23 protein-coding genes are annotated in these 25,134 nt (G+C 66.4%); 9 read left to right on the top strand and 14 right to left on the bottom strand.

Going from position 1 to position 25,134, the window contains the following annotated elements; translation table 11 throughout:
* Positions 1-13: 13 nt before the first annotated feature.
* Together N825_RS10655 and N825_RS10660 are read right to left on the bottom strand one after the other, a co-directional pair.
* On the bottom strand, positions 14-1,063 hold the full coding sequence (locus N825_RS10655) for an ABC transporter substrate-binding protein (RefSeq protein ID WP_037450805.1): 1,050 nt from the start codon (positions 1,061-1,063) through the stop codon (positions 14-16).
* A gap of 57 nt (positions 1,064-1,120) precedes the next feature.
* A complete protein-coding gene (locus N825_RS10660; protein ID WP_084164623.1) occupies positions 1,121-2,167 on the bottom strand; it encodes an extracellular solute-binding protein in 1,047 nt (348 codons plus the stop codon).
* Positions 2,168-2,529: 362 nt separating this feature from the next.
* Between N825_RS10660 and N825_RS38820 the strand changes: the two genes are divergently transcribed.
* Positions 2,530-2,721, top strand: a complete 192-nt coding sequence (locus tag N825_RS38820; protein WP_157619100.1) for a hypothetical protein — start codon at positions 2,530-2,532, stop codon at positions 2,719-2,721.
* Here N825_RS38820 and N825_RS10665 read toward each other — a convergent pair.
* Positions 2,715-3,161 (bottom strand): DUF4112 domain-containing protein, encoded by a 447-nt coding sequence (locus tag N825_RS10665; RefSeq protein ID WP_063833723.1) that lies wholly within the window; start codon positions 3,159-3,161, stop codon positions 2,715-2,717. The genes N825_RS38820 and N825_RS10665 overlap by 7 nt on opposite strands.
* 188 nt (positions 3,162-3,349) lie before the next feature.
* On the opposite strand from N825_RS10665, the gene N825_RS10670 reads away from it, so the two are divergent.
* From N825_RS10670 to N825_RS10680, 4 genes are all read left to right on the top strand, one after another.
* A complete protein-coding gene (locus N825_RS10670) occupies positions 3,350-3,598 on the top strand; it encodes a hypothetical protein (protein WP_037450810.1) in 249 nt (82 codons plus the stop codon).
* A gap of 254 nt (positions 3,599-3,852) precedes the next feature.
* Positions 3,853-4,020 (top strand): hypothetical protein, encoded by a 168-nt coding sequence (locus tag N825_RS38825; RefSeq protein ID WP_157619101.1) that lies wholly within the window; start codon positions 3,853-3,855, stop codon positions 4,018-4,020.
* A gap of 93 nt (positions 4,021-4,113) precedes the next feature.
* The gene (locus N825_RS10675; RefSeq protein ID WP_037450813.1) at positions 4,114-5,196 is read left to right on the top strand and encodes an enolase C-terminal domain-like protein; all 1,083 of its coding nucleotides are present in this window, start codon (positions 4,114-4,116) and stop codon (positions 5,194-5,196) included.
* A gap of 109 nt (positions 5,197-5,305) precedes the next feature.
* On the top strand, positions 5,306-5,959 hold the full coding sequence (locus N825_RS10680) for an RraA family protein (RefSeq protein WP_051511957.1): 654 nt from the start codon (positions 5,306-5,308) through the stop codon (positions 5,957-5,959).
* A gap of 124 nt (positions 5,960-6,083) precedes the next feature.
* Here N825_RS10680 and bchJ read toward each other — a convergent pair whose 3' ends face one another.
* The 5 genes from bchJ to N825_RS10705 form a co-directional block, all read right to left on the bottom strand.
* Positions 6,084-6,674 carry a bacteriochlorophyll 4-vinyl reductase gene (gene bchJ / locus N825_RS10685; protein ID WP_037450815.1) on the bottom strand — a complete coding sequence of 197 codons (591 nt, stop codon included), beginning with the start codon at positions 6,672-6,674 and terminating at the stop codon, positions 6,084-6,086.
* Positions 6,646-8,292, bottom strand: a complete 1,647-nt coding sequence (bchE, locus tag N825_RS10690; protein ID WP_037450818.1) for a magnesium-protoporphyrin IX monomethyl ester anaerobic oxidative cyclase — start codon at positions 8,290-8,292, stop codon at positions 6,646-6,648. The genes bchJ and bchE overlap by 29 nt, the downstream gene beginning before the upstream one ends.
* Positions 8,293-8,426: 134 nt before the next feature.
* The gene (locus tag N825_RS10695) at positions 8,427-9,095 is read right to left on the bottom strand and encodes a class I SAM-dependent methyltransferase (protein WP_084164624.1); all 669 of its coding nucleotides are present in this window, start codon (positions 9,093-9,095) and stop codon (positions 8,427-8,429) included.
* Entirely contained in the window at positions 9,092-11,407 is a 2,316-nt protein-coding gene (locus N825_RS10700) for a xanthine dehydrogenase family protein molybdopterin-binding subunit (RefSeq protein WP_051511959.1), read from the bottom strand. Before N825_RS10700 ends, N825_RS10695 begins: the two co-directional genes overlap by 4 nt.
* A gap of 409 nt (positions 11,408-11,816) precedes the next feature.
* Positions 11,817-12,764 carry an AraC family transcriptional regulator gene (locus tag N825_RS10705; protein WP_037450820.1) on the bottom strand — a complete coding sequence of 316 codons (948 nt, stop codon included), beginning with the start codon at positions 12,762-12,764 and terminating at the stop codon, positions 11,817-11,819.
* Positions 12,765-12,983: 219 nt separating this feature from the next.
* Between N825_RS10705 and N825_RS10710 the strand changes: the two genes are divergently transcribed.
* Positions 12,984-13,436, top strand: a complete 453-nt coding sequence (locus tag N825_RS10710; RefSeq protein WP_037451091.1) for a (2Fe-2S)-binding protein — start codon at positions 12,984-12,986, stop codon at positions 13,434-13,436.
* Between the two features lie 3 nt (positions 13,437-13,439).
* On the top strand, positions 13,440-15,674 hold the full coding sequence (locus tag N825_RS10715) for a xanthine dehydrogenase family protein molybdopterin-binding subunit (RefSeq protein WP_037450823.1): 2,235 nt from the start codon (positions 13,440-13,442) through the stop codon (positions 15,672-15,674).
* Positions 15,675-15,806: 132 nt separating this feature from the next.
* Here N825_RS10715 and N825_RS10720 read toward each other — a convergent pair whose 3' ends face one another.
* Positions 15,807-17,237 carry an ATP-binding protein gene (locus tag N825_RS10720; RefSeq protein WP_037450826.1) on the bottom strand — a complete coding sequence of 477 codons (1,431 nt, stop codon included), beginning with the start codon at positions 17,235-17,237 and terminating at the stop codon, positions 15,807-15,809.
* On the bottom strand, positions 17,234-17,959 hold the full coding sequence (locus N825_RS10725; protein ID WP_037450829.1) for a response regulator: 726 nt from the start codon (positions 17,957-17,959) through the stop codon (positions 17,234-17,236). Before N825_RS10725 ends, N825_RS10720 begins: the two co-directional genes overlap by 4 nt.
* 475 nt (positions 17,960-18,434) lie before the next feature.
* Here N825_RS10725 and N825_RS10730 point away from each other — a divergent pair, with 475 nt between their 5' ends.
* Both N825_RS10730 and N825_RS10735 read left to right on the top strand, forming a co-directional pair.
* Positions 18,435-19,208: an adenylate/guanylate cyclase domain-containing protein gene (locus tag N825_RS10730; protein WP_051511960.1), complete on the top strand. Its 774-nt coding sequence runs from the start codon at positions 18,435-18,437 to the stop codon at positions 19,206-19,208.
* A gap of 100 nt (positions 19,209-19,308) precedes the next feature.
* On the top strand, positions 19,309-19,809 hold the full coding sequence (locus N825_RS10735; protein WP_037450831.1) for a hypothetical protein: 501 nt from the start codon (positions 19,309-19,311) through the stop codon (positions 19,807-19,809).
* Positions 19,810-19,834: 25 nt separating this feature from the next.
* On the opposite strand, the gene N825_RS10740 is transcribed toward N825_RS10735, so the two are convergent.
* The 4 genes from N825_RS10740 to N825_RS36400 are packed head-to-tail and all read right to left on the bottom strand — an operon-like array spanning position 19,835 to position 25,129.
* Positions 19,835-20,596, bottom strand: a complete 762-nt coding sequence (locus N825_RS10740; RefSeq protein ID WP_037450834.1) for a substrate-binding periplasmic protein — start codon at positions 20,594-20,596, stop codon at positions 19,835-19,837.
* Positions 20,597-20,625: 29 nt separating this feature from the next.
* Positions 20,626-22,173, bottom strand: a complete 1,548-nt coding sequence (locus tag N825_RS10745; protein WP_037450837.1) for an ATP-binding cassette domain-containing protein — start codon at positions 22,171-22,173, stop codon at positions 20,626-20,628.
* Positions 22,174-22,185: 12 nt separating this feature from the next.
* A complete protein-coding gene (locus N825_RS10750; RefSeq protein WP_037450841.1) occupies positions 22,186-23,838 on the bottom strand; it encodes a cyclic peptide export ABC transporter in 1,653 nt (550 codons plus the stop codon).
* Positions 23,839-23,872: 34 nt separating this feature from the next.
* Positions 23,873-25,129 carry an SPFH domain-containing protein gene (locus N825_RS36400; protein WP_051511962.1) on the bottom strand — a complete coding sequence of 419 codons (1,257 nt, stop codon included), beginning with the start codon at positions 25,127-25,129 and terminating at the stop codon, positions 23,873-23,875.
* Positions 25,130-25,134 lie beyond the last annotated feature (5 nt).

A 25,134-nucleotide genomic window follows, 5' to 3' on the forward strand; every position in this document is an offset into this window, starting at 1 on the left:
ACCGAGCCGCCGGTCACGATGCGAACAAGCGGTCGAATTCCTCGACGATGGCGCCACGCTGCGGCGCGATCCTCGACCAGTCGACCGTTTGCAGTTTCGCCACTTCCCCGGCATCGGCCGGCGTGTAGTCCCGCGCCGCCTCGGGAACCTCGACGCCCGCGACGGTCGGGCCGAAGAAGTAGGGCGCGTTGGCCGCCATCGCCTGATACTCGGCGGACAGGATCTCGTTCATCCACTCGTCGACCAGATCGGGATGACGCGTCCCCTTGATCGCCGACATGAAGGATACGACGGCGATCGGACCCGGTTCCGGCTTGACGAAGCGGATCGGCAGGCCCTTGGCCGCGGCACCCGCCGCATCGTTGTTCCAGATCGGCGCCATCGCGATCTCCTCGCGTTCCAGCATCTGAAGCAGCTGCGTCGGGGAGCGCCCGACCCGCGGCTGAAGCTCCTTCAGCTTCGCCCAGCCGGGAGCGAGGTCGGTCTCCGATCCGCCGAAGGTCTTGGCCGCCGCCACCAGGAAGCCGAGGCCGAGGTTGGAGGATGCGCGCGGGATGCCGACCTGTCCCTTGTGCTCGCTGGCCCAGAGGTCCTTCCAGGATGTCGGCGGCGCCTTGACCAGATCCGTGTTGTAGGCGATCCCGATCAGCGAATAGCTGGCCGGCACGCCGTAGCCCTGGCTCTTCTCCATCAGGGAGGGGACGACGTTGGCCGCGTTGGGGACCTTGGCCGGGTCGAGACGCTCGATATACTTGTCGGCGATGGCGATCAGGTGCGGCGGCTCGCCGTTGGGCATCGCGTCGAACGGCGAATAGCCCTGCGCCGCCTTGATCTGCGCCACCACGTCCTGGCTCTCGCTGGGGACCAGCCGGATGGTCAGGCCCGGATGCTTCTGTTCCATCCGGCGGGCGAGCCATTGGTGAGGCTCCTGGAGGGAGCCGGCGAAGCTGACGATGACGAGTTCTCGGGCACCCTGCGCCCGGACGATGCCGGGCGCCGCGAGAAGGGCGCCCGCCGTCGCGGTGCCTTGCAGGAAACGGCGGCGATTGATGATCTGGGACATGGCGGAACTCCGGGAGGGGCTTGGGCTGGGCGCGGGAGCGGCTTGAAAGGCGCCGGTTCAGAAAGCGAAGGTACGGTCGAAGCGTTCGACGAGCTGGCCGCGCACGGGCACGATCCTCGACCAGTCCACGGTCTGGAGCGCCGTGACCTCTTCGGGTGTCGAGGGGGTATAGGCCGCGGCATCGGCCGGGATCGCGACGCCCCGCACCGTCGGCCCGAAGTAGAACGGTGCCGCGGCGGCCCGCGTCTGGTATTCGGGACTGAGGATGCCGTTCATCCACTCCGCGACGAGGTCCGGATGGCGGGATTTGGCGAAGCCCGAGAAGTACGAGATGATCGCCACCGGCCCCGGTGCTGGTTTGACGAAGGCGATCGGCAGGCCCTTCCCGGCGGCGGCCGCCGTGTTGTTGTTCCAAAGCGGCGCCATCGCGATCTCTTCCCGCTCCAGCATCTGGGTCAGTGCCGCTGGCGACCGGGCCGCCTTGGCCTCCAGTTCCTTGAGCTTGGTCCAACCCGGTTCCAGGTCACCCTCCGATCCGCCGAACGTCTTGGCCGCTATCGCCAGCGTCGCGAGGCCGAGATTGGAGGATGTCCGCGCGATCCCCACCTGCCCGCGATATTCGGGCTTCCACAGGTCAGCCCAACTGGCGGGCGGGGTCTTCACCAGATCGGTGTTGTAGGCGATGCCGACCAGGGAATACGTCGCCGGCACGCCGACGCCGCCGCTTTTCGCGACAAGCTCCGGATAGGCGTTGGCGAGGTTTGGGATCGCGGCGTCGTCGCGCTTGGACAGGTAGCCTTCCCCGATGCCGATCAGATGCGGCGGCTCGTCGTTCGGTCCGGCGTCGAAGGGCGAGTAGCCCTGCGCGGCCTTGATCTGCGCCACGATGTCCTGGCTGTCCGAGGGCACGAGCCGGATGGACAGCCCCGGATGCCGGGCTTCCATCTGGTCGGCGAGCCAGCGGTGCGGCGCCGACAGGGCACCAGGGTACGTCACGATAACCAATTCGCGCGCATCCTGTGCCGCCACCGGCCTCAGACCGCCGAAGGTGGCCGCGGCACCGGCACCGAGCAAGTAAAGAGCCTGCCTTCTACCAATATCCATGCGGGATTCTCCAAAAACGAAGTAAGCATGGGCCTTCACGCGCGGCGGCCGAGGCCGGGCGATGTGAGGCGGGGGCGAACCGGATCAACGGTCGGGAGATCGGTGCGCGGATGCCCGGATCGATGGGAAAAGTTGAGGTCCGGCCGGATCGGAAATCCGCCAAACCCTTGATATCAGGCTCTCGACGCCGCTATGGCGGAGAGCAGCACGACGAAAAGCCGGCTCGAACGTGACTGCCATCGGGCGCTGCGCCGCCGTTTGGACGAGCAGCCGGGAAGCCGCGCGGGGCGCGGCGGGCTGGTCATCTCAACAGGGGCGAGCGTCGGATTCATGGCAACGATGCTTGCATAGACTTGCAATCCATGCAAGAGAGTCTTGCGATTATTTTTGCCTGTTTAAGTGGCCTGTCCTGCCCGCGGATCGTGCAGGAATTCGCCGCCGTCGATGGCCGTTATGGACCTTTTGGGACGGGCGACGACCTGACGGTGATCGATCCGCGGGCGGGACATCCGCGAAATGATCTGGTCGGGCTTATCGGCCCGGTTCGTCATTGAATCCCGCGGCCTCCATGGCCGAAGGCGCGGTCGAACGGGCCGGATCTCGGCGTCCGCGTGGGGTCGAGATGGTCCGCCAGAATGGCCATGTTCTTCCGGTTGGCCTTCCAGAACACGTCGGCTAGGTTGCCGACGATGGGAATCGCGCTGATCAGGCTGTCCGCGGCCACATTGCCGATCATGCGGGCGATGGTCGCGCGCGGAACGCCCAGGCGCCAAGCTTCCCGGATCAGGTAACCGGAGATGGCGGTGGTCGCGAGATTGCCGATACCGGGCACGAGGCCGAGCATCGCGTCGGCGCCAATGGTGAAGTTGGTGCCCGGCACACGGATGGCCGAGTCCATGGCCCAGGCAAGCCGCTCCAGTCGTTCACGCGCTTCGCGCCTGTCCGATACGCTATTGAGGTCGTCCTGATCGGAAAATAAAAAGGTGGCGGTCATTTGAACCCTCCAGACGGGGATGGAGTAACCATCCGCTCAGGTGAAGGGCTCCGACATCGCGTTCAGCAAGAAAAGCCGATCGCCAGAGGGGCCCGGAGCCATTGACCGAGAGATGGCCATGGCCAATCTCTTGTACAAGGGTATGCACCGCGCTCACGTTGAAGATATTTACCTACCAAGGGGATTGAATGCTTTTCATCGTTCTCGATCTGTCGGCCATGGTCGCGGCACTTGCGGCATCATGGCTTTGGTTCATGTCCAGCCGGCAGCGGGTGCGCCGCATCAGCCGGGCCGAGACACTCGATGCCGCCGATCTGAACCGGATCATCGTGGCGATCAATCGGAGCCAGATCCTCAACAGCCAGGCGGCGATGGCGGCAACCCTGTCGGCTCTTTTCGCCGCCCTTCGTTTCGCTCTGGATGCACTTGTCCGCTGATCCGTTCGCGGACGTCGTTTACGGGATCCATCGGCGCTCCATGGCCGCTTACGACCGGCACACTCGACGAATCATCGTATTTTTGTTCTTTCTACTCACGTTTCGATGATGGACGGCCGGTTCGAAAAAAGGTCATTTTTCCGGCAATGCATCGATCCCGACCTATGTAGAGACCGAAACAGCCTCTTCCGAAGCTGTTAAGATCGGCGGTCGGCCAAGACCGCCGATGCCCCCATCACTGTGGGAGATAACCAATGACCACGAACTGGATCATCGATACGGTTCTCATCCTTGTGGCTCTCGGCTCGGTCTTCGTGCTGATGAAGGCTTCGCTTCAGAAGAACAACAAGATGGTCGGGGTTTGGGGGTCCGTGATGACGATGGCGGTCGCGGCGCTTCTCTGGCAGAGATTTGCCGAGTAGGAGAGGCTCGGCACGATCGGCGCTTGCGCGATCGCCCCGCATGGCTTTTGATTTCCCGAAGCCGGATTAATCAACGTCTCCAGGGAGCCAGCCATGACCACGCCGCCGACCATCAGATCGCTTCGCGCGCGGTCGGTGCTGGCCCCGATGCCGCGACCCTTGCGAACGGCCTCCGGTGCGATTCCGGCGGCGCCCCTGGTCCTGATCGACGTTCAAACCGATCAGGACGTTGTTGGACGCGCCTACGTCTTTTGCTACACCCCTCTGATGTTGAAGCCGGTTTCGGCGATCCTGAACGAGATCGAAGCCTTGATCGTCGGCAAACCGGTAGCGCCCGCCGACCGTTTCCACGATCTGTCCCGGACGTTCCGCCTGCTGGGACGGCAGGGCCTTGTCGGCATGGCGCTGTCTGGACTGGACATGGCATTGTGGGACGCGCTGGGCCGCGCCGCCGACCGGCCGGTTGTCGAGTTGCTGGGCGGAACCGCCACGCCCATACCGGCCTATGACAGCTTTGGCCTTGTCGATCCGGTCGCCGACCGCGCGATGCTGGAGCGGTCCATCGGTGCCGGCTTCATGGCCATCAAGATCAAGATCGGTGAACGCTGTGCCGCCGAGGACGCGGCCATGGTTCGCGCCGTCCGGGACATCATCGGGGCCGACATCCAACTCATGGTCGATCTCAACCAGTCGCAGAGCGCCACCGATGCGATCCGCCGCATCGACCGGCTGGCCGCCTGTGACCTGACCTGGGTGGAGGAACCGGTCGCCGCCGAGGACTTGGAAGGGCACGCGCGCGTCCGCGCCGCATCGCCGGTCCCCGTACAGACCGGCGAGAACTGGTGGTTCCCGGCGGACATGGCCCGCGCGATCGCGGCCGGTGCCTGCGACATGGCGATGCCCGATCTCATCAAGATCGGCGGCGTGACGGGATGGCTGCGCGCGATGGCCCTGGCCGAAGCGGCGAGCCTGCCGCTTTCCAGTCACCTGTTCGTGGAAGCGAGCGCCCACGTGCTGGCCGTCAGCCCCACCTGCCATTTCCTCGAACACCTCGATATGGCCGGAGCCGTCATGGCCGAACCGGTGCCTCTGGCCGGCGGCATGATCACGGCGCGCGGACCCGGACTGGGCATGGCATGGAACGAGGATGCCGTGGCACGCTTCCTGGTGGCTTGAAACCGTTCCCTCGGGCTCGTGAAGCCCTGGTTTCCCGCTATTTCCCAGGTAGAGTGATCTGACCATTCGCGAAACCAATATGGCTAAAAAAATGGGAGGAAACCGCCAAATGACCATGACCGTCCATCCAATCCAGCCGGTTCCGCTGGCGGAGGGCCTGCTTGCCCGTTGGCGGCGGATTCCCGTTTCCGTCATCGTCGACCTTGCCCCGGATCGCCAGATCGATCCGGGAGTGAGGCCGCTGCGTCCGGCGGATCTTCAGCCTGCCCTCTTCGGACGCGCCGTCACCGCCCTTTGCGATCCGCCGGACTTCGGCTCGGTGTTGCGGTCGTTGGAATTCGTCGAGCCGGGAAACGTCCTGATGATCGCGGCGGGAGGCCACGCGGGCCATGCGATGATCGGCGACGTGCTCGGAGGACATCTCCATCGCAAGGGTGCGGCGGGCGTTGTCTGCGACGGTGCCATCCGCGACACGGCGGGTCTGGCGGTCATGACCGGGCTTTCGGTCTACTCCCGCTCCGTGAATCCGCGCGGACCGACAGGTGCCGCCAAGGGTGAGGTCAACGTGGCCGTCGATATCGGCGGCTGCACCGTCAACCCCGGTGACCTGATCATCGGCGACGGCGACGGTCTGGCGGCGCTCACGCCGGCGAACTTGGAGAGCCTGATCGACAGGGCGGAAGCCAAGCTGACGCTCGAGGCCGAGTGGACGGCGCGCCTTGCGGCCGGCGACAAGGTCGGCGAGATATTCGGGCTGCCGTGATCGTTCCGCGGGTAACCTGCCCACTACCTCGCGGCGGAAGGCGTTTTTCCTGATCTCATCCATGATCATGGAGCCGCCGACGCCGGAAACGTGCTTCCGCTTGGACCGGCACCGATCCGACACCTCAGGACCAGTCGATCGAAAAACGGCAGGCATCGTCGCCGCGGGCCTCGCAGTCGATCTCATCGACCCGGACGTGACGCGTCACAAGCACCTCGAACAGCCTGCGGAACACCGCGGCGTGCCATGAGCAGACGGGCGCCGCGGCATGTTCGCTAGCGCAGAGCGGGTTGTTCGTTATCTGCAGGATCAGCGGCTTTCCGTCGCGTGCCGAAAAACGTCCCGAGCCGGCGAAGGTCCAGGCATGGGCCTTTATCGCACCGACCAGCAACGACGCGGAAAGGGATGCCGGCAGCCGCTTCATGATGGCTTGCGCCAAGCCAGGGATGCGGGCCGCCAGCAGATAGTCCGCCGTCAGGCGGCCGGCATCGGCCAGCACCAAGGATGCCTGTTCCGGCGGCAGCCAGGCGCGCAATGTCCGGTGCAGGGCTGCCACCTGCAGTTCGTCGACCATGACGGCGGGCGGGTCGGCGAGCCACCCGGCGACACCGGCCCCGGCGAAGACCCGCGGCACCATCCCATCGAACCCCTGCCGCGTCAGCGCCGGAACAAGCTGGGTGACCGCGTTAGGTCCGATAGCCGGCGCGGGTTTCATCCGCCTCCTCCATCTGTTCCACGCCGCCGCCGCAAGCCTTGGCGGCCGTCGTCATCGCGCCCTTCGCCGCCCTGGCCCTCTGGCTTCGCTCGGCGTTCGATTCCCAATCGGCCGCCTGGATCGGCGCGCCGGTGCGGGTCTTGTCGAAATGGAAGTCCACGCTCTTCTTCGACTGCGGTCCCCAATAGCCGACCTTGCCCAGATCGTAGAACTTGCGTTCGAAGCCGGATTTGAGGAATGCCTTGAGGCAGCCGAACAGGTACCGACGCCGCTGTCCGGTCCCCGACCAGGGGTACGAGAACAAAGCCTTCCGCATGTAGAAGCGCCGGTAATTGTTCATGACGCGGTCGAGAAGTTCCGTCCGGTCCATCGCCTCCGGCTTGATGATCGGCGTCACGAAATTGTACTTCTCGAAATCGAAGATCTCGACCTTGTCCCGCAGTTCCTGGAACAGCGACGTGAAGGGCCAGGGGGTGTACATCGCCCAGTTCGCCAGATCCGGCTTCCAGTCCAAGGCCATCCGGTAGGTTTCTTCGAGCGTTTCCGCCGTTTCGTTTTCAAGCCCGACGATGAACTGGGCTTCCACGACGATCCCGGCTTCCCGCAGAAGACGGATCGCCTTCTTGTTGTCGGCGACCTTGGTCTCCTTGTGGAACCGGTCGAGTTTCATCTGAGCCGCCGCTTCCGTGCCGAGCGACACGTGGATCAGGCCCGCCTCGCGATAGAGCGGCAGGAACTTCTCGTCGCGCAGGATGTCGGTGACGCGCGTGTTGATCCCCCACAGGACCTTGCTGGAGAGACCGCGCGCGATCAGTTCATGGCAGAACTCGACGAACTTCTTCCGGTTGATCGTCGGTTCCTCGTCGGCCAGGATGAAGAACCGGACATCGTGGCGCTGGTACAGCGTCTCGATCTCATCGACGACCTTCTTCGGATCGCGGACACGGTAGTCCCGCCAGAACTTCCACTGTGAACAGAAGGAACAGGTGAAGGGACAACCTCTCGCCATGTTGGGAATGGCGACACGGGCGTTGAGCGGGATGTATTTGTATTTCTCCCACTCCAGGATGCTCCAGTCGGGCGCGATGGCGTCGAGGTTCCTGATCGTGGGGGCCGCCGGGGTCGCGACGATCCGGGGCCCATCCGGACCCGCCTCCGTGAAGGCGACGCCCTTGATGGCTTGGCGATCCGCCGGCCACCGGCCCTCGTCGATCGTGCGGATGAGATCGATCAGGACCTCCTCGCCTTCGCCCCGGACGATCACGTCGATCCAGGGCGCTTCGCTCAGCACCTGCTGGTACATGAACGTGCCATGGATGCCGCCGAGGACGGTCACCGCGCCGGGATGCAGGTCTTTCACCAGCTTGAGCACGCTCTCCGCCTTGTAGATCGACGGGGTGATCGCGGTGACGCCGACCACGTCGGGCCGCTCGTCCGCCAGGATGGCGCGCAGATCCGCATCCGACAGATCGTTCGTCATGGTGTCGATGAAGCGGACATCGCGGAACCCGGCGGTCTTCAGCGCGCCGGTGAGGTAGGCCGCCCAGGCCGGCGGCCAGTTGCCGGCGATCTCGGCCCCGCCGGAATGGTAGTTCGGATGAATGAGAAGGATACGCAACGGTCATCTCCTCCATGTGTCATAAAAAAATGACATACACATGAGTAATTTGAAAATGACATGGATCAATCGCGGAGTGACGGGACGTTGATGCGGCGGTCGATGGCTCGACGACTTCGTTCTGGGCGGCCGGGTCATGGCGACGGGCTTCGCCATCCTGGCCGGTGCGGCCCGCGCCGGCTTATGCGGTAGACGGCCGCGGGCGGCAGATTGCTGACGGTGCCGCCGATTCGCCGCGCCTTCAATCCGAGCCGGTCGAGAATAGGCCGGGCGACCGGGCAGCGCGGACCATAGGTGAATTGGTAGAAGGCCCCGTGTGGCCGCAGGCAGGCGAAGGCGCTCGTGAGTATGGCGATGACTGTCCGTGGCGGCATCGAGAGGAGGCCGAGGCCGCTCACGACCGCTCCGGCCGCCGCTTCGGGAAACAGGTCGAGGGCCGAGAGCCGGGAGGCGTCCTGGTGCAGGATTCTGGCCCGAGGGAACCGCTCGCGCAGAACCGTCACGAACTCGACCCCAAACTCGACCAGCGTCAGGTCGGCCTGGTCGAGACCGCGGTCGAGCAGCGCCTTGGTGAAGACGCCGGTCCCGGGGCCGAGTTCCAGGACCGGCGACTGCGCGGCGCCGATTTCCGACGTGATGAGCCGGGCGAGCGATGCGCTGGAAGGCACCACGGCGGCGACGCGCGACGGCTCCGTGATCCATGATCGAATGAAGCGCGCGCGGTCCGACCATTGTTCTTGCCAAGGGGTCGCGTCGCCGCCACACCCACCGGCGACCGGCCTTGAAAGTTTCGGGAACGTCATGCCCGGCTCCCCGGCAGAACCGAGCGGGTACGCCCCTCATCGACGGTTTCGGTGACCGCGAGCGGCAGAGAGCGCGGACGCCGGCCGGTGGCGCTGAATATCGCGTTGGCGAGGGCGGGAGCGACCGGGACGACGCCCGGCTCTCCCGCACCGCCAGGGAGTTCGTCGCTGTCCATGATCTCGACGGTGACGTCTGGAGCGTCGTGCAGGCGGTGCATGGGAAAGTCGTGGAAATTCGACTCCACCACCGCGCCGTTCTCGATCGTGATCGCGCTCATCAAGGCGGTGGTGAGGCCGTAGGAGATGCTTCCCTCCATCTGCGCGATCACCGCGTCGGGATTCACCGCGATGCCGACGTCGATCACGCAGAAGACCCGTTCGACGGTGATCTCGCCATCCGCGCGCACGGTGACCTCGACGACCTGGGCCACGATGCTCATGAACGCTTCCTCGATGGCGATTCCGCGCCCGCCGCCCTGGGGCAGCGGTTCGCCCCAGCGGGCCAACGCGGCGACGCGCTCGAGCACGGCGAGATGGCGGGGGCTGTCACGAAGCAGGGCGCGGCGGTAATCCACGGGATCCGCCCCGGCCCTGTGCGCGCATTCGTCGATGAAGGACTCGGCGAAGAAGGTGTTGAACGAGTATCCGTTTGAACGCCAGTATCCGATCGGAACGTGGGAGGGGACGTGATGGGAAGCCACGCGCCGCCCCGCGATGCCGTAATAGGGCTTTGCCAGCCCTTCGACCGTGGTGAAATCGCCGTCAGGCGCGCCGCCGTCGCCGATTGGCATCAAGCGGCTCCGGAAGGATTGGATCAGGGACTGGGCCGCGACGACCGCCTCATAGGCGACGGGTAGGCCGTCCGATCCCAGGGCGGCGCGCAGGCGCCCGGCGGCATGGCTGCGGAAGACGCCGCGGCCGATATCCTCTTCGCGCGACCACATCAGTTTCACGGGCCGGTCCGGGAAGAGCGCCGCCAGATAGGCCACCTGCAGCGCGACGTCCAATTCGGTCCGGCGACCGAAGCCGCCCCCGTTCATCAGGATGTGGCAGGTGACGGACGACAGATCGACGCCGGCCCGGCCAGCACCCCTCGTCACACCCCAGCGCGGGACTATCGGTGATTGCGCCGGAATCCAGGCTTCGGCCGTTCCGTCGCTTCGGACGAGGACGGTCGCGTTCATCGGCTCCATGCAAGCGTGGGCGACGAACGGTGCCTCGTAGGCCGCTTCGAGGGTGACCGGCGAGCCGTCCGGAAAGCCAGAACCCTCCGCGAGGTTCTCATAGGCGTCGCCGCCGTCGAGCAGCGCCCGCATCCGTTCCGACAGAGTGGCGCTGGAGACGCCGACCGCGTCCGTCCCGCTCCATTCCACATCGAGCTGGCCGGCCGCCTGTTCGGCCAGCCACCAGGATCGGGCGACCACGGCCACGCTCCCGCCATCGATCACGACGACGTCGACAACACCCGGTCGCGTGCGAATCTCCGCCATGTTGGCCACCCGGACGACACCGCTTCCGAACACCGGCGCCTGGCGGATCGACGCGTGCAGCATGTCCGGCAGCACGACATCGGCACCGAAGAGCGGGGCTCCCCGGACTTTCGCCGGCAGGTCCAGCCGAGGCTGGGACGTGCCGATCAGCCGCCAGTCCGCTCGGGACTTGAGCGCCGGGTTCCGTGGTGGGGAGACGGCGGCCGCGTCGAGCGCGAGATCGGCATAGGGGATCGCCAGTCCCGAGCCCGCGTGCATGACGGCGCCATCCCGGGTCGCGAGTTCGGCCGCCGGCACGCCGAGCCGCGCGGCCGCCGCCGTGATCAGCATGTGCCTCGCCGCGGCGCCCGCGGAACGCATCGGCGTCCACAGACCGTACAACGAGGACGAACCGCCGGTCCCGGTCAAGCGCAGGGCGCCGAGGATCCGCCGGCCGATCCAGACGGCGGGCCCGCCCGCCTCCTCCGGACGGGTTCCGAGTGGCAGCGCCCAGTTGGCATACGCCGAGAGATCCTCCACTGGATGCTCGACGGTGACGCGCCCGTCGAACGGCAAGTCCAACTCCTCGGCGACGAGCATGGCGAGCCCGGTGTGGATGCCCTGTCCCATCTCGGCGCGCGGCACGTTGACAACCACCCGGCCATCCGGATGGATCACGACGAATGCGTTGAGGACGGCGCGGTCGCCGTCGATGTGGCCGGTGGATCCGTCCACGTCGATCGTGGACAGATAGCCGACGCTGGCGACGGCGGCGGTGGCGGCCGTGCCGACGATGACGGCGCCGGTGATGAGGAAGGCGCGTCGTGACGGAAGACTGGGCATGACTGTTTCCCTTATCCCTCGGCCAGCATGGCGGAGGCCCGGTGGATCGCGCGGCGGATGTCTCGCGAATCAGGGAGGATGTCCCAGTCCGTCGTCCCCGCCGCTTCGTGGATCAACCTAACCGCCGCCTGTCACGGCCCTGTGCCGGGATTGTAGGGCATTGTACCAGTTTGTATCCGAAACGCCGGTTGAAGCCCCGGCCGACGGGAACCTTGGCTTATTCTGATACAATTCCGCCCGGAAGGACGGGACGGGGGCGATCCGGCCGGAAGCGGATCGCGCATCCCGACGGGCGAGCCTGGACCGGTCACGGCGACTTCGGCCATGCGCGGAAGGCGCGCGTCATCGGCGAATGAACACGCCCACGCTCGTCACGGACACGGGGCGGCGCGGGACGCCGCCAGTCGGTTCAAGCGGGACCGGTGCCGTCGGGCGGATCGCGCGGCGGGGACGCGTCGCGGCCATACTGCCGGGGCGTGCAGCCCATGACCCTCTTGAAGGCTGTGCTGAAGGCGCTTTCTGACTCGTAGCCGAGCGACAGCGCGACGACGGACACCGGGTCGGCGGTGTTCTCGAACCTGTCACCGGCCAGCAGCATCCGCCAGCGCGCCAGATAGTCCATCGCGGTCTCCCCGACCGTTTCCTTGAACCTCAGGGCGAAGCTCGAGCGGGACATGCCGGCACGCTCGGCGAGTTCCCTCAGTGTCCAGCGGTACGCCGGGTCGGCGTGGATGGCGGAAATCGCCGCGCCGAGCCGCTTGTCCGCGAGGGCGGAGAACCATCCGACGACGCCGTCGGGCCCCTCGTCGAGATGCAGCCGCAGGGCCTGGACCAACATCATGTGCGCGAGGTGTTGCGCGATGAGCGAACTGCCTGGTCGCCGCTCGCGCAGCTCCTCCCGCATCCGCTCGACCGACCAGCGCAGCGCCGCCTGCTCCGACTCCCTGCGGATCCGCACGACGGGCGGCAACATCCCGAGGAGGCTGCCCGAGCTTCTGCCGCTGACGGCGAAGCGGCTGCCGACGAGATGGAAATCGCCACCGCCCTTGACCGTCACGACGCCCCCCGGCTGGGCTGGCGGAAAGAACTCGCCGGAGTCGACGGGCGTCAGGGCGGTATCGCTGGCGAGGCGGAAGTTCCGCCCGCTCGGCAGCACGAAACACTCCCCCGATCTCAGCCGCACCGGCTCGGCGACGTCATCGACGGACAACCAGCATTCGCCCGACACGACGGCGTAGCACTTCATGCGGTTCCGCTGGTCGGCGAACTGGATCGACCAGTCGCCACCCGCGTCGAACCCCGACGACACGTAGCTTCGCGGCTTCAGCAGCGACAACACATCCGACAGTGGGTCCATGAAATTCCTCCGGACGATCGCGAAGATATTTCGGACCCCTTAGCATAGACCGTATTTTCCCGGCTGCCTATCTTGGCGGCGTCCGGCAACGGTTTTCGATGGTCAGCAGCTCGCTCCGGGCTTCCCCGCACCGATGCCGCGGCCGCGCGGCGAGCCTCCATTCCGGCCGCGCCCGCGACATCGACCATCGCGCAAGCCACAGGCAGAGGAGAAGCGTTCATGACGGCGTTCAACATCAATGGGCGCGCGGTGGATATCGCCGCCGGCCCAGAAACCCCACTGCTTTGGGTCATCCGCGAACACCTCAAGCTCACCGGCACGAAGTACGGCTGCGGCATCGCGCGGTGCGGCGCCTGCACCGTCCATGTCGATGGAGAGCCCTTCCGCTCCTGCGTCACCTGGCTCGAGGATGTCGAGGGACGCGCGGTCACGACCATCGAAGGCCTTTCGCCCAATGCCGGCCATCCGCTGCAGAAGGCCTGGATCGCCGAGCAGGTGCCGCAGTGCGGCTATTGCCAGTCCGGTCAGATCATGCAGGCGGCGGCGCTCCTCGAACGCACTCCCGTCCCCACCCGCGAGCAGATCATCACCCATATGGACGGCAACATCTGCCGCTGTGGGACCTACGTCCGCATCATCGCCGCCATCGAGCGCGCGTCGCGGGAGGGATGAGCCATGGCCACGACTTTTCAACCTCGGATCCGCGCGCTGTCGCGGCGCGGCTTCCTCGTCACGGCCGGCGGCCTCGGGATCGCGGTCGCGTACGGAAGCCTGTCACAGCCCGCCGTCGGCGCTACGACCGTCCCCGGCGCCGAGGGCGGATTCCGTCCGAATGCGTGGGTCACGATCGCGGATGACGGAACGGTGACCATCATCTCGCCGGCGGTCGAGATGGGCCAGGGCATCATGACCACGCTGCCGCTGCTCGTCGCCGAGGAAATGGACGCCGATTGGGACCGGGTGCGCATCGTCCAGGCTCCCTCCGACGCAAAGACCTACGGCAATCCGGGCTTCTACGGGATTCAGCTGACCGGTGGCAGCGAGTCGACGCGCGGCTATCACGCGCTGCTTCGGCTGACCGGCGCCCAGACCCGCATGGTCCTGCTGGCGGCCGCGGCCGGCATGTTGCGCGTCCCGGTGAGCGAGCTCTCGACCGAGCCCGGCAGGGTCGTGCATCCCGCCTCGGGCCGCGCGCTCGATTACGGTGGGATCGCCGCGAACGGACCCTTGCCGGAACCGCTCCCCCAGGTGGGCGAGGCCGATCTGAAGCCGAGCGACAGGTGGCGTTATATTGGGAAACGGACGATCCGGCGTGTCGACGTGCCCTCGAAGGTCGATGGAACCGCGGTCTTCGGTATCGACGTCCAACTTCCGGGCATGCTCCACGGAGCGGTGCTGCGGGCGCCTGTCCAGGGCGAACGGCCCGACGCCATCGACGACACCAAAGCCAGGACGGTGCCGGGCGTGACCCATATCGTCCCGCTGTCCTATGGGGTCGGCATCATCGGCGAGACGGTCGAGGCGACCAAGCGGGCGAAGGAGCTGCTTGACGTCGAGTGGAGCACAGGTTCCCGGGTCCGCGACTACGACAGCCGGCACCTGCTCGAGGCGTATCGCGCCATCGGCCGCGATCCCGGGCGCCGGGGAGTTCCCGCGCATGTCACTGGCGACGCGCAGGCCGCCATCTTGGGGGCCGCGACCGTGATCGACGTGGACTATATGAGCGACCATGTCTCCCACGCGGCCATGGAACCGATGAACGCCACGGCGCTCGTCATCGGTGACCGGATCGAGATCTGGGCGCCGACCCAGGGACCGACGGGCACGCAGCGCTTCGCGGCCGAAGTGATCGGCACCACGCCCGACAAGGTCAAGGTGAACACGACCCTGCTCGGCGGCGGGTTCGGACGCAAGGCCGAAAAAGACTTCATCGTCGACGCGGTCTCCCTCGCCAAGGCGGCGGAGGGACGGCCGGTCAAGGTCGTCTGGAGCCGCGAGGACGACATCCGGCACGACAAGTTCCGGCCGCTGGAGGCCCAGCACATACAGGTCGGGCTCGATGCCGACGGGCGGATCCTCGGCTGGCGGCATCGCATCGTGGCGGATTCCGTGTTCGCCCGCACCATGCCGGAACTGTTCGATGGCAAGGGAGGTCACGACGACGTCGTGACCGAAGGCGCCCATTTCAACTACGCGGTGCCGGCTCATCACGTCGAGTATCTGCGTCAGGAAAGCGGACTGGACATCGGGTTCTGGTTCGCGGTCGGGGTCGGCTACACGAGGTTCGCGATCGAATGCGTCGTCGACGAGATCGCGGCCGCCAGGGGCGTCGATCCCATGGCGCTCAGGCTGGAGCTCCTGAGGGACCAGCCCCGCGCGCGCGCGGTGATCGAGACCGTCGCCCGGATGGCGGACTGGGATCGGGAGCGCGAGGACCGGGGATTGGGATTGGCCTACTCCGACGCCTTCGGCTCGCATTGCGCTCAGGTCGCCGAAGTGTCGCTCGACCGGGAAACCGGACGGATCCGGGTGCACAAGGTCTGGTGCGCCATCGATCCTGGCGTGGCTATACAGCCGCTCCATATCGAGGCCATGATGATCGTCGGCATAACGAACGGGACCGGCCACGCGCTGTTCGAGCGGATCAACGTCGTCGATGGCGAGGTGGAGGAGTCGAACTTCGACACCTACCGGGTGATCCGCATGTCCGAGGCGCCCGAGATCGAGGTTGCCGTGGTGCCGACGCCGGGGAGCCCGGTAGGCGGTATCGGCCAAGCCGGCCTCCCGCCCACTGGCCCGGCGATCGCCAACGCGATAGCCCGGCTGACCGGTGGCGTGAGGCTTCGGCACTTTCCGTTCCTGCCGGAACGCGTGTTGGCGGCGCTCGACGGCTGGACGGCACAGCCATGAACTCTGGCGCCGATCGATGGGAATCGAGATCCTCCAGGGACCACGGGGACATCGTCAAGGTGGCTCCCAGGCTCACCCACTCCCGGCTTCCGCCCAACAAGTTGACGATGCCGCCCCTGTTCGGCGCCGCGCTCAGGCCGGCAGGACGACGGCGGCCTTGAGACCGGGATGGCGCGGCGACAGGACCACGTCGCCGCCATGCTGGCGGGCTATGGCGCGGGCGATCGAAAGGCCGAGACCGATGCCGCCCGTCTCGCGCGAGCGCGAAGCTTCCAGACGGAAGAAGGGCGCGAAGACCTCCTCGATGCTGTCGAGCGGAATGCCCGGTCCCTCATCCTCGACCACGATCTCAACGGTCGAGCGCGTCGTGATCAGCCGCACCTCGGCTCGGCCGGCATAGCGCACGGCGTTCTCGATCAGGTTGCGGATAGTGCGCCGGAGCCCGTCCGGCCTGCAGCGGTAGTTCACCCGTTCGCCTCCGATGAAGACGACGGACTGGCCGATCTCGGCCAAGTCGTCGCAGACGCTCTCGACAAGGGCCGAGAGGTCTATCGTGCGGGTCGGCTCGGCATTGGTCTCCTGGCGAGCGAGCGACAGCGTCGCCTCGGTCATCGCCTGCATCTCGTCGATGGTGTCGAGCATCCGCTCCTGAAGGTCGGGATCCTCCACCAACTCGGCGCGCAGGCGCAGCGTGGTCAGAGGCGTCCTCAGGTCGTGGCCGATCGCCGCCAGCATGCGCGTCCGATCCTCCACGAACCGGTGCAGGCGCTCCTGCATGCGGTTGAATCCCTCGGCCGTGCGGCGGATGTCGTCGGGGCCGCATTCGCGCAGCGGCGTCACCGCCTCGCCACGCCCGAGCATCTCCGCGGCCCTGGTGAGCTGGCGCAGGGGCCGCACGATACGCCGCACGGTGAGGACGCCCACGAGGGAGACGAAGACCGCGGTCAGCGCGAGCGACAGCGGAAGGTGGGTGTCCCAGATGGACGGCATGAAATGCTTGTAGAAGGCGACGTTGAGCACCCGTCCGTCGTTGAGCGGGACGATCACCCCGGCGCCGTTGCGTTCGGCATAGTCGAGGTAGAGCGCCCGGGCCGGCAGGTCCGCGCGATCCGCGGGTGGCGCCGTCCAAGTCGCTCCCTTCAGCAGATGCGCGGTGGTTGCGTCCTCGGGCAGCGGCGTTCTCGTTGCCGGGCCGCCCAGGGTGTTGGTTTGGCTCGATCCGTTCAGAAGCGTCCGCAGGGGTACCTGGAAGCGCTCGAACGCCTCGCCGACCCACGGTCCGGGATGGGGCGCCGGGTCCTCGGAGATCCAGAAGCGGGTGTAGTCCGTGCTGTTGACGCGGGCGATATCGGACTGTAGCGCCGGCGGCAGGGTTTCGACCAGCCGAGCCACGGCCGCCGCGCGGCTGCTGAGCTCGGTGCGGGCGGCCGCGCGCAGGTCCGAGATGAACTGATCCCAGGAAATGCACATTCCGACCGTTTGGGAGGCGAAGAGGGCCACCAGCATGGAGGTGAGAAGTTGGACGGACAGGCGCTTGCGCCACCATGTGAGAAGACGCGTCACGAGGAGAAGACCTCCGGCATGAAGCTGTAGCCTCCGCCCCAATGGGTCTGGATGATGGTCGGGGACTTTGGGTCGGCCTCCACCTTGCGGCGCAGGCGGCTGACTTGGTTGTCGATGGAACGGTCGAAGGGATCGGCCTCGCGCCCCACGGTGAGGTCGAGGAGCTGGTCGCGGCTGAGGACCATTCCAGGATGCTCGACGAACACCTTGAGCAGCCGAAACTCCGCCGTGGAGAGCGGCACGCCCACCCCGTCCTCTCCCTGGAGTTCCCGGCGGCCGAGGTCGAGAACCCAGCGATCGAAGCGCATCATTCCGGCCCTGCGGGCGGTCCGCTGGTGCGGCAGGCTGTTGGCGCGGCGCAGCACCGCCTTGATGCGCGCCAGGAGTTCGCGCGAGGAGAACGGCTTGACGAGGTAGTCGTCCGCCCCGAGTTCCAGACCGATCACGCGATCGGTCTCGTCCGTCCGGGCGGTCAGGAAGATGATCGGCACCCCTCCGCCGGGGCCGGCCCGCAACTCGCGGCAAAGGGTGAGCCCGTCTTCACCCGGCATCATGATGTCGAGGACGATGAGGTCGGGTGCCTTTCGCTCCATGAGTCGGCGCAGCGCGGCGCCGTTCTCCACCGTGCTGACGCGGTAACCCTGCTGCTGAAGATATTTGCCAACAAGATCGCGGATGTCGCGATGGTCGTCGACGACGGCGATGTGGGGCACGGAGTCCATGATCGGTCCCGAACGCTGGAGCACAGTCGTCCTTATACCGCGTGCGCCGCGAGATGCCCGGACGGAATTGTATCAAGATGTTCCAGGAGCCTTGCCGGCCGGGGCTTTGGCCGCCGCGGCCGATACAATTCGGTACAAGGCCGGACGGTTCCGGCACAAGGGTGCGACAGGCGGCGGTTAGGATTGGTCCTGGACGCGGCGGAGGAGATGGCGCGAGACACCCTCCCGCTTTCGGATTCGGACCGTTCCAGGGGTTCGGGCCCTTCCGTTTCCCAGCACTCAACCGGAAACCAGCCACCATGACATGTCCCATGATAGTCTCCGCCGCTGCCGCCGAGGCCCTCCGTTCCGGCTCCAGCACGGTCCACGGGGTCCGCGGCCGGTGCCGCCCGGCCGTCCGCCGGCGGCGACCGATCGATGCGACCGTGTCGACCTTGTCCGGCTGCCTTGGGGAAGAATGGCCGGAGCTCCGAACATGAGGCGCAAGCTCGCGGCGATCATGGCGGGAGACGTCGTCGGTTTCAGTCGTATGATGGCAAGGGACGAGACCGCGACATATCGGGATCTCCGCTCGCTGTTCGACGATATCGTCGTCCCGGCGGTAGCGCGGAAGCGGGGCCGCATCTTCAAGCGGACCGGCGACGGGTTCCTCGCCTCCTTCGCCAGCGCCCACGAAGCCTTGGAGGCGGCCGAGGAAATCCAGCTCGCCTTGGCGTCCCGCCGTTTCGATCTGCGCATCGGCGTCAATGTCGGAGACGTCATCGAAGAGAATGACGACACCTATGGCAACAGCGTCAACGTCGCGGCGCGGCTGGAATCGATGGCCAAACCGGGATCGATCTTTGTCAGCGATGCCGTCCGCCGGAGCGCGGAGCCGTCGGCCAATTGGGCTTTTCGGTCCCTCGGACGCAAGGTGGCGAAGAACATCTCCGTGGGGATCGATGTCTACGAGGTCGTCGCGGCGGGCACGGCTGGTGACTGGACCCAATCACCATGGCAGCGCCCGCCGACCCATCGGTCCATCGGCATGACCGCGGCTGTGGCGGTCGTCCTTGCGGTTCTGTCCGCGGGCGCGATGGGAACCCTTGGTCGGGGGTCGCGCTGGATCGCCGATCCGCCCCTGCGAGGCGAGCGCACCGCGGACGGCATCCCTTCCGTCGCGGCGTCGCCCTTGGCGATGCTCGGCGGCCGGACTGGACAAGCCCATCTCGCGAAACGCCTGAGCGAAAACCTGATCACCGGACCGTAAAGGCGTTCCGTACCGGGTTCTGGCCGGAACAGATGCCGTGACAGCCCTCACACCGGGGGCCGACGCTCGGATAGTCGCTGGGTCCGAAGCTGGAGGCGCCATGTCGCCGTCGCTTCCCGATCCTCTCCTTCCCGAGCACCTGATCGACCGGCTGTCGGAGTTCTTCACCCGGGCCGAGCGGCACCTTGCTTGGCTACCGGCAGGGCCGGCCACCGTCGCCGCCTACATCGACGCGATGGGGCTATCCCGCAAGGCGGCCGCGATCCGGCGTTATCTCGCCAGTATCGCAGCTTGGCACGCAGCGGCCCGCATCCAGAAGAACACCGCCGGGCGAGCGGCCGACGACGTCGCAACCCGCCACACCCGCCTGCCCGCGGAATGGCGCGATCGCCGGGACGCCTGTGGCACCCTGGGCGACGCCATCGACCGCTTCCTCAAGATCACCGATAGCTACCGCCCCGGCTTGTTCCAGTATCCGCGGGGTCCCGGCCTGCCGGTTCGAGGATCCGTGCCACTGGCATGTCCACCTCGCGATCGAGCGTTCCGTCGGGAGCGAAACCCAGCGGTTTACCGCCTGCCTCACTGCGCCAACGTCGATTAACAGGATTGATCCTCCGATTTCGCCGTTATTTCTCGCCCAACCACACCTTCATTATGCGGTTGATCGTGCCGTCGGCGATCAGTTCCTCCAGCGCCTTCTCGAAACGCTCCGCCTTTTCGGTGCGCTGCTTCGGGAAGGCGATGTAGCGGGGGAAATCACCGACCTTCATGGTCAGCATCTGGACGCGGTCCAGCTTGCCATCCTCGTCGGCGGAATAGAGCAGGCTCTCGCGGTCGCCGATGATGATGTCGGTGCGCCCATAGAACAGGCGCCGGATGTTGGTCGTGGCGTTGGCGCCTTCCAGCTTCTGGATCTCGGCGTCGTTGTCGAACAGGGGAGTGTAGGTGAAGCCCCGGATGGTGCCGACGCGCAGCCCGCGCAGGTCGGCGATGTCCTTGACGTCGAAGCTCCGCCCCTTGCGTCCCAGCAGCACGGTCTGGCCGGTGCGGAACGGCCCGACCAGCCGGTATTTCTCGAACCTCTCCTTGGTGCCGAGGAATTGGAACGCGAGATCCACCTTATTGTCGTCGATCGCCTGGACCACCTCGACCCAGCTCATCGGACGATGGATCGCCGAGACGTTCAGCTTCCGTAGCACGGCTTCGACGATCTGGGTGTCGACGCCGGTGCGCTTGCCCTTCAGGGTGAAGTTGTAGGGCGGGAAGTTCTGGTCGGACGCGATCGTCCAGACCTCGCCCGCCCCAGCGGGACGGACGATGGCCATCAGTGCCACGGCGAGCACGGTGATCAGCGCGACGTGCCTCAGGAAGGGTAACAGCCGTCTCATGGTGGTCTTCTCTTGAATTTGGCGTGTGTTCAACATGCCGGACGGCCGTTCAGGGTCAGGCGGGTTTCGGCCAGTTGGGCCAGATCGGTGATCCTCGTCACCACGATCACCGTGCGGCCCTGGGCCTGGAGGGTGGGCACCGTCTCGGTCAGGAAACGCTGGCGCCACTCCTGGTCGGCGGCGTCCAACACGCCATCGAGCACGATGACCGGCCGCCCGGACTGGACGGCTCGGGCGACCGCCACATGGGCTACCTGACCGGAGGACAGGGCCGTCGGCTGGTGCAGGGCGGTTCTTTCCCGAGTGGACAGGGCCATTCCGGCGACGGTGGCGGTCACCGACGGGTCCTGGGAGACCACCCAATTGGCGGGATCGCGGTCGGCGCCGCCGTCGGCGAGGGTGAAGAGGTCGCGGAGAGCGCGGCGGTTCTCCGATGTCACGACGGTTCGGTCGATCCAGACCCTGCCCTCCGCCGGCTCGGCCAGTCCCATCAGGATGTCGGCCAGCATGGACTTGCCGGAACCGGCCGGTCCGCCGATGGCGACGAGGGCGCCCCGCCCGATCACCAGATCGAACGGCCCGGCCGCCTCGTTGGAACCTTCGGGCAAGGTGATCCGGAGACTGTCCAGGGTGAGCGTCTGGAAGTCGGCGAACGACGTGGCGGAATGCGGGGTTTCGTCGACGGCGCCGTTACCCAGCCGGTTCAGGTATCCGGCCGCGACTTCGGCGGCGTCGAACAGGGGCAGGCTGTTGAGGGCCGAGGACAGTGGCGCGAACAGGAAGATGGTGACGGCCACGGCGCCCAGCATGTCGGAACGGAAGCTGGGCTCCACCAAGGGGACGCCGAAGACCATGACGCCGATCAGTAGGAAATAGACGACCTGCTGCATCGCGTTGTCCTGGGCGAAACCCGGATGGTGGGCGCGCTGAAGGGCCGCGATGGCGCCGAAGCCGTCCCTCATCCGGCCTTCGATCCGGACGCGTGACGGGGTGTCGACAGCGAGACGCCTGCCCGCTCCCGCGAGCGCCTGGAGGCTGTCATACGTCGCGCACTGATGGTCCCGGATGGATTCGAACGGCTTGTCCATCCCGAAATGGCTGAGCACTTGGAGGGCGACGATCAGGAGCAGCGCCACCGTCGCGACGCCGCAGGCTGCCGCCGAGACGGTCGAGAGATAGACCAGGCCGCAGACGACCACGAGCACCGACTGGACCGCCAGCACCAGCGAGGACGCGAGGGCGGCCGGCACGCCGGGATCGGCCAGCAGGCTGACGGCGGCGGCATCCGCGTCGTCGCGGAGATGGCCGACGACACCCTCGCTGGCCCGCCTCAACGCGTCGGCGACGTGGTCCATGGTTTGGCGGAGAAGGCGTGTCTGGGCGAGGTAGAACAGCAGGCAGCCGACAAGCAGAAGCCCGACATCACGGCCTCGTGGGCCATCGGCGCCGGGCGCGTCGGCGGCGAGCGTGACCATCACGCCCAGCCCCAGTTGCAAGCCCGCCGTGAGGAGGAAGCTAAGCCCGAGCCAGCGGAGGGAGGCCGAGCCATGACGTCCGAGCAGCGTCAGGAAATTCATCGCCGCTCCTCCCTAACGCACGCTGTCGAGAGCTGGCATTGGCATGGCGGCGTCGCGCACGATTTGGAGGCGACCATCCTCCATGTGCAGGTGGATGTCGGCGGTGTCGAAGTACTTGTCGTCATGGGTGATCGCGATGACCGTGACCCCTTCCGCCCGCAGCATCGGCAGGATGGTCCGGTAGAACTTCTCGCGGAAATAAGGGTCCTGATCGGCCGCCCATTCGTCGAAGACGTAGATCGGCTTCCGCTCCAGCAACGCGGCGATCAGGGCCAGCCGCTTGCGCTGGCCACCGGAAAGATTGACATTGGTGAAACGGCGGTCCTCGATCCGGGACTTGTGGCCCATCTCCAGGATGTCGAACAGGCGGTCGGCGTAATCCTGGTCGATCGGTCCCATCCCGTACAACTCCTTGAATAGGTGGTTGTCGGCGAAGACGGTCGCGAAGAGGTCGCGGTAGGCCAGCAGGTTGGAGGCGTCGATCACGCCGCCATCCAGCCGCACCGCCCCGCGGTCGGGCCGGTACAATCCCGTCAGGAGGCGGATCATCGTCGTCTTGCCCGAACCGTTGCCGCCCGTGAGGAAGACGACTTGGCCGCGTTGCACCGTCAGGTTGATGGGGCCGACGACGAAGCCACCTTCGCCGGAAGCGTGGCGATGCTGGTAGAAGAGATGGTCCAGCCGCAGGGTCTCGAACCCGCCAAACGGCGCCGACTGGGGGAAACGCTCGCTCTCCAAGGCCAGCAGCCGGGTCTTGAGCGACAGGATCGACTTGGCCGAGGCGTTGGCGTTGGCGAAGTTCGGCAGGGCCGAGATGATCGACGACACCGGACCGATCAGGAACAGGGACGACGTCGTCGTCATGACGACGACCTTGATGAAGGTCGGGCTGAGCACCGGGACGATGAACACCATCAGGCCGGTCAGCAGGAAGAACGTGACCTGCGACAGGACGAAGGCGCGGGAATAGAGCATCATGATCGTGACGCGGTGACCCGACAGGCCATGGGCCAGCGAGCCGAAGGCTTCCGCCAGCTCGGCGCCGCGCGCCTGGCTCATCTTCACTTCCTTGATCCCGTCGATCAGGTCGTTGACGTGGGTCACCAGCTCGTTTTCCTTGACGTAGGCCTCCGCCAGCTGGAGCTGGATCGTCTTGGCGCAGGCGAAGTGGATCATCATGCCCACGACGGTGCAGGAGACCCACAGCAGGAAGGCCGTCATGGACAGCCAGGCCATGTAGATCAGGCTGCAAAAGACCAGCACGACCGCCTGCATGGCGACCACCAGCGGTGGCACCGAGTTGCCGACGATCCTCAGCTCGCGGCTGATGCAGGCGAACAGCTCGGAGCGGCTGACGCTCTCCACCTGGGCCAGTCCGACACCGCGGATGGTCTCGAACAGGCCGGTCCGATACTCGCGGATCGTCCGCTCGACATTGCTGGAGACCAGATACATCAGACGGTGCTGCACGATCACGAAGACCAGGATGGCGATCCCGAACAGCACCGCGAAGCGCAGCAACTCCTCGCGGTCGCCGACCACCTCGGTCGCTGCGTTGATGGTCGCCAGCACCAGCGTGTTGGACAATCCGGCCAGCAGCGCCAGCAGGGCCAAGCCGCGCCGGTTCTCCATCATGTGATGGCGGAGAAGCTGGAACAGGGGCATGGGGAGATCCTGGACGTTCCTCACCGCGGGCGTCCTACTTCGCTTTCTCGGGCTTTTGGTCGGGGGGCTTGCGGTCGGAGCCCACCTGCTCGGGCTTGTTCAGGGCCTCGGCCTTGTTCGGGGTTTCGGCCTTGCCGGCCTTCTCGCCGGCGTCGCCGGTGGGCGCCGGCTTGGGGGTGGCCAGGGCCGCGACCTTGGCCTTGGAGGCGGTATCCTCGGCGTTATGGGAGGTCAGCGCCGGGTCGCCCTTGGTGTCGGGTGTCGCGCGGGGATCCGCCACAGGCTCCACCGCTTGGCCCGCCGTGGAGCCCACCGCCGGAGCGGCGGTGTCGGCGCCGGTGTTGAGGATCAGCGGCATGCCGTTCTGGCCGGAACCGATGACGACCACCTTGGCGTTGGACGAGCGGGCCAGCTCCAGGGTGGCCTCGATGCCGCGCCAGCGCAGGTAGTTCTCGGTGATGCCGTTGTTGATGGTGTCCTGGAAACTCTTGATGCCTTGAGCCTCGACCTGCTTCCGCTGGCTTTCGAAGATCTCGCGCTGCAGGCGGAATTCGTATTCCTGGGCGAACTGGTCCTGCTGCACCTTGCGCTCGATCGATTGGACCAGCGCCTCGGGAAGTTCGACGTTCCGGATCAGGACGTCCTGAACGTAGACATAGCCGCGCAACGTCTCGTCCGAGCCGCCGACGGTGGCGTTGGCGCTGGAATCCCGAGCACCTATAACGCCTCGGTACATCAGGCGGTCGACCAACTGGTCGTAGATCTCCTCCTGGATCTTCTGGCGGCGTTGGGCGTAAAGCTCGTCGGCCTTGTAGCGCGAGATGATCTCGCGCACGACCGAGCCCACCTCGGGCACGATCAGGCTGTTGAGATAGTCGGCCCCGATCGTCTGGTGCAGCACGCCCAGATAGGTGTTGATCAGGCGGTAGCGGATGGTGATGTCGGTGGTGACCAGCAGTCCGTCATTGGCGATCGAGCCATAGGACCGCGAGTCCTCCTTCAGCCGCATGTCGTAGACTTCGATCCTGTCCCACGGAAAGATCAGGTTGAAGCCTTCCGGCAAGGCCGGGAGCAACTGGGTGCCGCCGTCGAAGCGTTTCCACAGCACGCCACCATGACCGGCCGGGATGAAGTAGACGATCGCCGGCAGGAAATAGATGAGGGCGAACAGCATGACCAGGAAACCGATCATCATGTTGCGGCGCTCACGGGCGAGCCAGGCCTTGAAGCTGGAGCGTGGCCTGGTTTGGGCGTTGCCGCCGCCGATGTCGGTTTCGGTGATGACTGTCATGCGAC

The sequence above is a fragment of the Skermanella stibiiresistens SB22 genome (assembly GCF_000576635.1).
Lineage (GTDB): Bacteria > Pseudomonadota > Alphaproteobacteria > Azospirillales > Azospirillaceae > Skermanella > Skermanella stibiiresistens.

Coding starts and splice junctions, on each gene's coding strand:
- N825_RS10725 (WP_037450829.1), bottom strand. CDS start 17,959: ATGGACTCCGTGCCCCACATCGCCGTCGTCGACGACCATCGCGACATC.
- N825_RS10730 (WP_051511960.1), top strand. CDS start 18,435: ATGAGGCGCAAGCTCGCGGCGATCATGGCGGGAGACGTCGTCGGTTTC.
- N825_RS10660 (WP_084164623.1), bottom strand. CDS start 2,167: ATGGATATTGGTAGAAGGCAGGCTCTTTACTTGCTCGGTGCCGGTGCC.
- N825_RS10700 (WP_051511959.1), bottom strand. CDS start 11,407: ATGCCCAGTCTTCCGTCACGACGCGCCTTCCTCATCACCGGCGCCGTC.
- N825_RS10710 (WP_037451091.1), top strand. CDS start 12,984: ATGACGGCGTTCAACATCAATGGGCGCGCGGTGGATATCGCCGCCGGC.
- N825_RS36400 (WP_051511962.1), bottom strand. CDS start 25,129: ATGACAGTCATCACCGAAACCGACATCGGCGGCGGCAACGCCCAAACC.
- N825_RS10655 (WP_037450805.1), bottom strand. CDS start 1,063: ATGTCCCAGATCATCAATCGCCGCCGTTTCCTGCAAGGCACCGCGACG.
- N825_RS10715 (WP_037450823.1), top strand. CDS start 13,440: ATGGCCACGACTTTTCAACCTCGGATCCGCGCGCTGTCGCGGCGCGGC.
- N825_RS38820 (WP_157619100.1), top strand. CDS start 2,530: ATGCAAGAGAGTCTTGCGATTATTTTTGCCTGTTTAAGTGGCCTGTCC.
- N825_RS10745 (WP_037450837.1), bottom strand. CDS start 22,173: ATGAATTTCCTGACGCTGCTCGGACGTCATGGCTCGGCCTCCCTCCGC.
- N825_RS10670 (WP_037450810.1), top strand. CDS start 3,350: ATGCTTTTCATCGTTCTCGATCTGTCGGCCATGGTCGCGGCACTTGCG.
- bchJ (WP_037450815.1), bottom strand. CDS start 6,674: ATGAAACCCGCGCCGGCTATCGGACCTAACGCGGTCACCCAGCTTGTT.
- N825_RS10680 (WP_051511957.1), top strand. CDS start 5,306: ATGACCATGACCGTCCATCCAATCCAGCCGGTTCCGCTGGCGGAGGGC.
- N825_RS10665 (WP_063833723.1), bottom strand. CDS start 3,161: ATGACCGCCACCTTTTTATTTTCCGATCAGGACGACCTCAATAGCGTA.
- N825_RS38825 (WP_157619101.1), top strand. CDS start 3,853: ATGACCACGAACTGGATCATCGATACGGTTCTCATCCTTGTGGCTCTC.
- N825_RS10705 (WP_037450820.1), bottom strand. CDS start 12,764: ATGGACCCACTGTCGGATGTGTTGTCGCTGCTGAAGCCGCGAAGCTAC.
- N825_RS10675 (WP_037450813.1), top strand. CDS start 4,114: ATGACCACGCCGCCGACCATCAGATCGCTTCGCGCGCGGTCGGTGCTG.
- N825_RS10750 (WP_037450841.1), bottom strand. CDS start 23,838: ATGCCCCTGTTCCAGCTTCTCCGCCATCACATGATGGAGAACCGGCGC.
- N825_RS10695 (WP_084164624.1), bottom strand. CDS start 9,095: ATGACGTTCCCGAAACTTTCAAGGCCGGTCGCCGGTGGGTGTGGCGGC.
- N825_RS10740 (WP_037450834.1), bottom strand. CDS start 20,596: ATGAGACGGCTGTTACCCTTCCTGAGGCACGTCGCGCTGATCACCGTG.
- N825_RS10735 (WP_037450831.1), top strand. CDS start 19,309: ATGTCGCCGTCGCTTCCCGATCCTCTCCTTCCCGAGCACCTGATCGAC.